Source organism: Methylomonas sp. PHL2-19 (assembly GCF_059331595.1).
This window is the reverse complement of sequence record NZ_CP196839.1, coordinates 1,644,845-1,653,542: the sequence shown is the minus strand read 5'-3', so window position 1 is coordinate 1,653,542 and position 8,698 is coordinate 1,644,845. Positions and strand designations below refer to the sequence as shown.

General features: G+C 47.9%; 7 protein-coding genes. 1 reads left to right on the top strand and 6 read right to left on the bottom strand.

Annotated elements, in window-relative coordinates; genetic code table 11:
* Positions 1-34: 34 nt before the first annotated feature.
* Positions 35-1,654, top strand: coding sequence for a diguanylate cyclase (locus ACR02O_RS07960; protein ID WP_319962695.1), 1,620 nt, complete (start codon positions 35-37; stop codon positions 1,652-1,654).
* A 566-nt stretch (positions 1,655-2,220) separates the two neighbouring features.
* On the opposite strand, the gene ACR02O_RS07955 is transcribed toward ACR02O_RS07960, so the two are convergent.
* The 6 genes from ACR02O_RS07955 to ACR02O_RS07930 all read right to left on the bottom strand — a co-directional run bounded on the left by ACR02O_RS07955 (position 2,221) and on the right by ACR02O_RS07930 (position 8,646).
* Entirely contained in the window at positions 2,221-3,336 is a 1,116-nt protein-coding gene (locus tag ACR02O_RS07955) for a hypothetical protein (RefSeq protein WP_458136822.1), read from the bottom strand.
* A 486-nt stretch (positions 3,337-3,822) separates the two neighbouring features.
* The gene (darG, locus tag ACR02O_RS07950; protein WP_458136820.1) at positions 3,823-4,866 is read right to left on the bottom strand and encodes a type II toxin-antitoxin system antitoxin DNA ADP-ribosyl glycohydrolase DarG; all 1,044 of its coding nucleotides are present in this window, start codon (positions 4,864-4,866) and stop codon (positions 3,823-3,825) included.
* Positions 4,867-4,874: 8 nt separating this feature from the next.
* Positions 4,875-5,516 (bottom strand): type II toxin-antitoxin system toxin DNA ADP-ribosyl transferase DarT, encoded by a 642-nt coding sequence (gene darT, locus ACR02O_RS07945; RefSeq protein ID WP_458136819.1) that lies wholly within the window; start codon positions 5,514-5,516, stop codon positions 4,875-4,877.
* Between the two features lie 4 nt (positions 5,517-5,520).
* A complete protein-coding gene (locus ACR02O_RS07940) occupies positions 5,521-6,861 on the bottom strand; it encodes a restriction endonuclease subunit S (RefSeq protein ID WP_494523152.1) in 1,341 nt (446 codons plus the stop codon).
* A gap of 3 nt (positions 6,862-6,864) precedes the next feature.
* Complete coding sequence (locus ACR02O_RS07935) at positions 6,865-7,908, bottom strand: IS110 family RNA-guided transposase (RefSeq protein WP_494522208.1); 1,044 nt, start codon at positions 7,906-7,908, stop codon at positions 6,865-6,867.
* Positions 7,909-8,358: 450 nt separating this feature from the next.
* Positions 8,359-8,646: an N-6 DNA methylase gene (locus ACR02O_RS07930; protein ID WP_494523151.1), complete on the bottom strand. Its 288-nt coding sequence runs from the start codon at positions 8,644-8,646 to the stop codon at positions 8,359-8,361.
* Between the last annotated feature and the right edge of the window lie 52 nt (positions 8,647-8,698).

The following is an 8,698-nucleotide window of genomic DNA, read 5'->3' as shown; positions in this document are numbered from 1 at the left end:
GGTTTAATATTCCGGCATCGCATCATTTAAAATCATGGACGCCCTAAAAAAAGCGGTCGGAGTTTTATTGCCGGCAATGCGCATCAGCCTGGCTTTAGTAATGCTGAGTATCTGCTTACTGTTTGCAGCGGAAATGTTGGGTTTCATGCCGGATAGATCCAAGTTTATGCTGGAGTCGCGCAAACAAGTCAGCGAAGCACTAGCCATTCAATTTTCCACCATCGCCCCTGATCAAGACCCACACCGCATTGAGCGAATGCTCAATGCTTTGATCAAGAGAAGCCCGGACATTTTATCCGCCGGAATCCGCTTGCAAAACAATCAATTAATTTTTCAAGTCAACGATCACGTTAAAGAATGGGCCGATTACGATAGCCAAAAATCCACGTCCACGCATTTGGTGGTGCCTATTTTTCGCGACTCGGAAAAATGGGGGGATATTGAATTTAAATTCGCGCCAATAGCCGGAGAATCGGCCTCGGATTTTCTTGAACACCCCAGTTTTAAAATGGCGATATTCTTTTTGGTTGTCGGCTTTTTTATTTACTTGGCGTTCATGCTCAGAACCTTGAAAGTACTCGACCCCAGCGCCGTGATTCCCGAACGGGTCAACGCGGCTTTCGATACGCTGGCCGAGGGTGTCATCATCATTGATGAGCATGAGCAAATTGTCTTGGTCAATGATGCCTTTCTGAAAAAAATCGCCAGCCCTACGTCGGCTTTGCTGGGGAAAAAGGCCTCACAATTAGAATGGAAAAGCGCGGAAGATTCGACCACCGACGTCTACCTGCCCTGGCAAACTGTTTTAAAAACCGGCAAAAGTTCGATTGGCGCGCATCTGAAACTGACTAGTCCTGACAATGACACATTTAAATTTGTGATCAACGCATCGCCCATTCTTTCTGGCAACGACGCCCCTCAAGGCGTGTTGATCACGCTGGATGACATCACCGAAATAGAAGAACGCAATACCAAGTTGCAAATCATGGTCAGCAAGTTGGAGGAAAGTCAGGCGCAAGTTAAAGAACAAAACAAGGAATTGCACTTTCTGGCCACCAGGGACTCTCTGACCGGCTGTTTGAATCGGCGAGCATTTAACGAACTGTTTGAAAAAGCGTTTGCCGATGCCCTGCAAAACAATTTGGAGCTGTGCTGCATCATGGTCGACATCGACCATTTCAAACGGGTTAACGATAATTACGGTCATGCCACCGGTGACGTCATCATCAAATTGCTCGCCGAAATCTTAACCAACAACACCCGCAAAATTGATTTGGTTGGCCGCTACGGCGGCGAAGAGTTTTGCGTCGTGTTACCGGGTCTAAGCGTAGACGAAGCCATTACAGTGGCGGAGCGTATTCGGTTGCGCATCAAATCCGAATCGGTCGCCCGTTACGAAACCGGCCCTTGGGTGACCGCGAGTCTGGGTGTCGCCAGCATCCTAGACAAACCGGAAGACCCGAGCGAATTGAACAAATTTGCCGATGAAGCGTTGTATGTTGCCAAGGAATCGGGCCGAAACCGCGTTGTGCGCTGGCAACTGCAAAACGAATTTGCGGAAAAAGTTAAAACCGCTCCGGAGCCCGCCGAAAAAAATCTACCTGCACCGCAACCAGAGGCCGCTAAGGCCGCCGATGATTGTTATCATCAATGACTGAATGTTGGTTTGAATGAAAGCGGCTCTCAAATGATGAATCGATACAGCACAGCAACAAAGTTGGCTTGGAGCCGGTGAAAATCAAGTCACGCAAAAATCACGCAAGCCAAATTTCAGGCACAAAAAAACCAGCTCTGATTTCTCAGCAACTGGTTGATTTGCTTATCGAATTGATGGTGGGTCGTGTGCGATTCTAACGCACGACCATCGCATTAAAAGTGCATCACCAGCGAATTGAAACAACGTGGAGCTACAGTATATTCTTTTAATATCAATAGTTTCAAGTTGTTTAGGTTTGAGTGGATTGGACTCAGTTTGTTTGACTCGTGCGCCTAAATTTACGCCTTGCCTATGATGGAAAAATGGATTCGATTATTTTTCTATAATCCAAAATCATTCTTTTTTCTGGTACACCTCCCCCAAACCTGCAAGCGAAGAAGGTCATCCAAAATACCCTTAGCACCATCACTGAATTTGTAGTCGGATAGCTACAGATGAATCAACAGACTTCAAACGTTTGGTAATTTGCTCCATGAGGCTAATGATTTATCTCATAAATCACTTTAGTATTCTGTTTTGAAGTTTGGATTAGGCCGGTAAGGACGTTTCGATTCATAAAGAATCCAACCATCGCCGATATTTCGGCGAGTCGCACACATCAATTCTCCTAGGTCATTGTCGGTGAGTAGGTAGTGACAAATTCTCCCACTGTCATAATCCTCACCGGTATAGAACACAATGTCAGATAGGCTGGATTCAACGCCATCGGCTTCTGGAAAAGTATTTCTCCAATCAGGTTTAATAAATAAGTCGGCTCCACAAATCCCTTCATAAGAACAATGGACCTTGCCTCCCCAGTCAGAATAAGGGATATTCACTTGTTCCCTATCAGTACAGAGTGAGAAAGCAACCTGAGGGCTTCGGTTCAGTTGTTGGCTGCGTTTTAACTGTTCCTCGACCAAACTCCGCCATAACCAAAAATCGTCAAACGGACAGGCAACTGATTGAACTTTATCGCTAACAATCAATTCCTCTATAACTCGAAATAAAGCGGTTGATAAATGCGATTTTTCAGGAACACAATTTGTTATTCGGCAATCCCTTGAGATATTGGGTAGATAATCCTGATGATGAATGCCACGCTCCATTCGAGCGATTTCGCCTTGGATCAAAAAGTCATCTGACTGGTGCAATTGCGATTGGATGATGCGAATGGATGCGAGTAAATCGGCCACGTAAGATCGCCAACTTCCGGCATCCCAAAAGAAACGCCAAGTGGCGGAGGCTGGAGGAGTATCGTCACAATATAACCCAAAACAGGCGTCAAAATCGACCAAAGGCCAGTAACCTTTGCCCCATCGTTCTGATTCATATTCCTGATATGGAAGCCAGTCCTTTCGATTTTTCCCCTCAAATATTTCGGCTACATCGGGTTCAACCTCAATCGGGCGCACCCGGAGATAATGCAAAACATCGCCTATGCGGTTTATGGTGAGCAGCTCATAAACACGGTAGCCCAACACTGCTTCTTGAACGAGGACCAATAATGGTGCCGCATCCAGTTCCACTAAAAATCGCTGCTTCCTGTCAGCTCCGCTACCCCAGCGATAATAAATCCCAAGATCCAATTTTTTTGGTAATTGGCATTGCCGCAGTAAGGATGCGGTCAAAGATTGCATTTTAATGCCTCGTATCCATTGGTTTTCTAAATCGACTATTCTGCGGCGAAAGAAGCTCTGGCATGGAAAGCCAACTTTCGATGATTTTTGATCGCAACTGGCGTAAATTGCTACCCATCCATGATGCTAACGGCCAGTCAAAGATACTCTTGATACTGACTTTTCGTTGCTCCTTATCCCATGAGTCCCAATCAGGTTCAATGATCGGCCCCGGCTCGCTTGGAATCCTTGCGGCATCATCCGATTTAAGTAAGTATTCGATAGGAAAACTTTGTTTTTCAGGTTTAAAAGACCGGTTGCTCACTACACGCAGAAGACGTTGAATAACAGCTTCCGCTGCCTCGGCGTTTAAGTTCGTTATTGGCTAGCCGAAAAAGAATTAGAAATTTACAACAGACACCTACAGAAAAGTGTTTATCAAAAAATTATCTGTTGAAAAATAATCCACTGACTTTCAGTTTTGACCCTGCATTTAGCGATGGTCTATCAGGTCATCGCAAACCAGCTTTGCCGATCCAAAACACTTAGTGCTAGCTCGATTTGTCTAGGTGTGAATTGACGTTTGCGGTTATTCCAAGCATGGGTAGCCTGAATTACTTCCTGGACAGTATTGATTTGCTCGAATTTACGCAGCCAATGAACTGTAGCCAACAGCTCCAGGCCAAACGGCGATTCAAAGCCTTCCACAAGTTTGGACACCAAGTTAAAGCGCTCGCGGGTTTGCGGGAAGTCCTGTAAAAACGCTGTAGCTTCTTCTACTGCTCCCGGCACCAGTTGCAATTGCTTTTTAGGATCATCGCCGCCGTCGGCGTAGCCGGAAATAAAATGGCCTTCGACATCATTTAACACCTTGCCCAAATTTTCAGCATAAGGGCCATAATGCGCTTTGCGATAACGTAAACGCAACGGCTCACCGGCCTCCTGCATGAAATACATCAGCTTGTGCACTTCCAGCAATGAAACAGTCGGGTCAAGTAAACCCGCCAAATAGCGTTGCAACAACTCAATCAGAACGGCTCTGCCGGGGGTCATTTTGGGTGGAACTTTATTCCGCGCGATTACCTCGTTGGCGGGAGCGCCATTGGGTTGATAAATCAATACCCGAACATCCGGTAACGCGCTCATGGCCTGCTCGATTCGGGGTTTAACCTGTTGCCAATCCAGACCGCCCAGACCGCTACCCAACGGCGGAATGGCAATCGACTGAATATCGTTTTCACGAATGCAGGCCACCAGCGCATCAAGACCGGCTTCAATATCTTCCATGCGGCTGGCACCGCGCCAATGGCGTTTGGTCGGAAAATTGATGATGTAGCGCGGGTTGGCAAGCTGGCCGGTTTCGAACACGAACATCCGCCCCGGCTGAACTTGTTCTTTATCGCAAGCGGCGGCATAGGCTTTAAAGTTGTCCGGCCAGGCTTTTTTAAACTGCAAGGCAATGCCGCGCCCCATCACGCCGACGCAATTCACGGTGTTGACTATGGCTTCGACGTCCGCGCGTAAAATATCGCCTTGGGTTAATTCAATCATTGTGCTCTCTAGTAATACCAAGCGGTTTTTATCGTTACAGGTGGCTTGTGAGTTGCCGCTTGCACAATATTAGTCACCTGTCGATGAATTGGCACCGAAAATACGCCAATCGATTCAATTAAATGCCACGGAAAACTGCGCTCCATCAGAAATTCCGCCTGCTTGCCTTCCTTGCACTCCTTCCATTGGTTGGTTTGGATTGCCTTCCAATCCAGTTGATCCAGTTGGCGTAAATCGCAACGATCTTCAAAATAATAGGAACCGGCGTTCGACAAAGTAAACGCCCAGCGCCGTTGATTTGCAGTTGCCCATGCCACACTGGCCTGCAAGTCGGCCTGTAAATGCAAAATCGGCCCTTGCCCACCCTGATAGTCCAGCTCCGGGTGATTGGCTTGGCGAATGATAAACAACATGATGGAGCGAGGGCAAAAATAAAACGGCACACAATCGCCCACATGCAAATCCGGGTGGCTAGCCAGCCTCAATTCCTGCAAACGGCGTTGCTTGATGCTGTTCATGCCTATGGTGGTGCCACCCGTCTGGTTCGCCATCACCGCCGCATCGCATAACAGACCGCCCGCCGCAATGATCGAGGCCAATCGGTCCACGTGGACGATGTGATAAAGCTTGGGCTGGGCGGGAACGGTCATGGCCTTAGTCGGTTGCTACCGATTGCACGGTCACTTGGCCGTTCATTAGCATGGGGAGGAGCCAGTCACGGAGAGCCACTAGTTTTTCGTTTTCCTGCTCTAAAGTGTCCTGCCGAGCAAAAATAGCAGAAACTGCCGCTGTATATGTTTCAGATATATGTGTCGGTGGGAGAACAATCTTTACAGTTTTTAGAACGCTGCCAGATACTTCCTTGAAAGTCGAACCGGAAGCATACTGGGTTATTGCCTTCAAACTAAGGTTTACCGTGTAATAGATAAAGGCTGATGAATAGCCTTTATTGGGAATAAACGACTTAAAACCTTGATTGGTGGTCAGTTCATTACGGGCAATCGCCATATAGCCGATTGGTGCCCTTGAGCTTAATAAAACGGTCCCCTTTGGATACTTGTTAAGAGAAGCCGATTTAATTCCAGCCTCACTGACATCAGTTGCGCCTCGGGTTACAAACTTCTTTCCCTGATTACCCGACAAGTCGTTTGGCGTAATCCAAGGTGTACCATCTATACAAAAATTTTCAGCTTCTGTTGTCGTCGGCGTGCTCCCGCCGACAATCTGCCCGAGGTCTTCCAATGTTCCCTCAGTCCACCCCTCCGGTATTTCCCGTTTCAGGATTGGGTTATAGACCATTTTGCCGCCGGAGGATTTGTAGGGTTTGCCGTTGGCGGCGGGCTTGTTTTGGGCGAAGTCGAAGGGAAAGTCGAACTGCACAAACCAGTAGTCATACAAAGTCTTCGCCATCGCTTCCAGTTCGGCGTTGATGCGGTTGTTGAGTTCGATTTTGGCATCGATAGCACTCAGGACTGACGAAATTTTTGTTTGTTCTAATTCGTTTGGAAAATTGAACTCGATTTGTCTAAGCGTGACACCAGTTAAATGCTTTATTGTCGATCCGATAAAAAACTTATCAAGTTCTTTTAAGCGTCCAGCTAGAAGCATTCTGTAATACAAAAACTCAACGTTGTATCCAGGCTTAACTCTTAGCCTATGCAACGCTTTTTGTATTTTCATATTCGGTATTTGGTCTCTCCAAATAGCGCACCGCCCTGGTTCACCACCTTCGCAAATAATTAAATCCCCATTTCTAAGACCATATCTCTCGTCTTCATAATCTTCAAATCTCATTTGACTGAGATTGTTAAGAAAAAAACTCCCCCACCTAACATTTATATTCGCCAAATATGGCTTTAACTCACCTTTATTTTTTTCTTCATCCAGCATTTTTCCTAGGCATGTGTCCGAGATTTCTCCTAGAGATAGCCTTTCCCAGCTTCTCATAAGGAGAGCTCTGTAGATACTCTGTTCAAAAGCAACAAATTTCATCATTTTTTACTCGGCGATGATGGATTCAGGGATGGCATAAAACCGTGTGTTATCGAACGGCTGATCGTGCTTCAACATGCCATGGATCGCATGCAGTAATTTACGCATGACGGCGCAGACGGCTTGCAAAGGTTTCTTGCCGTTGTCGATCAAATGCTGGAAATACGCTCGCACATGCGGATCGTGCTGTTTGGCACTCAAGGCCGGCATATACAACGCCGAACGAATATGCCGGTTACCGGCCTTGGATAGCCGCATTTTCTTGTGTACGCTTTTGCCCGACTCAAAGGCCTTGGGATCGAGTCCGGCAAACTTGACCCATTCGCGATGCGACAGGTTGGGCGGCAATAGCAGTAGTTCGCCCATCAAGGCAATGGCGCTGGTTTGGGCAATGCCTTTGATGCCGGTCAACAGGTCGAATATTCGTTGCAGTTCCGGATGCTGGTCGATCAACGCCAGCGCCTCGCCAGCCAACGTATCGATGCGTTTTTCCAGCTGACTAATCGCCAATTTGGCATCGCGTAGTAGGGCCTTCGGCGTTTCCTCGGTCGCACTCAGCGCATGTAGATGATTTTTCGCGGCGGCCTTCTGACCGGTTAGCGCGTCGATACGGCGAGCATAGCCGCGCAAAGCCAGCGCTTGATTCGAAGGACGAGTCCAGGCGACGAAATCCATGCGCTCGACATATTCGGCCAAGGTGTTGGCATCGACGGCGTCGGTTTTACTGTTTTTCATCAATACCTTAGCGAAGTGATGCGAAGCCTTGGGATTGACCACCATCACAGGTACACCGACGTCGTGTAGCGCAATAGCAAGATCGAAATGGTAAATACCGGTGGCTTCCAGACAGACCTTGATGCCGGGTAATTTGATCAACTTATTCACCAGACGCGCACGGTCGCTACGAGTATTAGCATATTTTTGCGGGTCGAACGGCTTGCCGTTCTTGCGGATCACTAAAACCAATTCGTCGGCGCCGACATCCACGCCGGCAAACAGGCGATGGACAGATTCAGCGGGGGTGTTGAGCGAGCGGTTCGTCATCATCATTTTTAAATACAGTTTAAAGGGAAGTACACTATTCACCGGTTCCCGACCCTGCACATGCACCTACCTTCCTTGTGTATGCAGGCTCTAAGCCTCGGATACTCCACGGTATGGGTGAATAGGGCGGGGGCCAATCTACACGACAGGCTCTGGTAAACTACCAGTCCTCAGGGTGGGACGGCCTCCCAATGAACAATCACAGCTTAATCGGTTTTTCTGGGCTATCGGTTGTTAAAATTCATCATACAAGGGTGGGCAAACAGCTTTTTCGTTTGCCCACGCGGTGTCAACGGTGGGCACGAAACAGCCGTGCCCACCCTACGATAGATAGGATGTGCTGAACAACGTGAAGCGCATCGGTCGCGATCGATGCGCCTCCTTGCGTCGGCACATCCTACAAGCCTAATCGTCGCCAGGTTTCCAATCAAAATATTACAGGCCCACCCGACATTTCTAGGCATTGAAATTCACCCCCGCCAACTGCTTCTTAATTTCCGCCTCCAAATCCCGCGACTGGCTAAACAGACTGTCCAAATTATCGTTAAACACCTTCATTTTTTCGGAAAACTCTTCCGGCGTAATATCGACATACTCAATCTTCACATCGAAATACTGCCCGGCGCTGAGCGAGTAATTCTTGGCGGCGATGTCGCGGTAGCTGACCACTACCGAAAAATCCTCTTGCTGCTGCTTGGCGTTGAACACATCGATGATGCGCTGCTCTTCGGCGGCAGTGAGCACGGTTTGCCGGTATCTTGACGCGCGTGTCTTCTGTAAATTTCATGAATTCCTT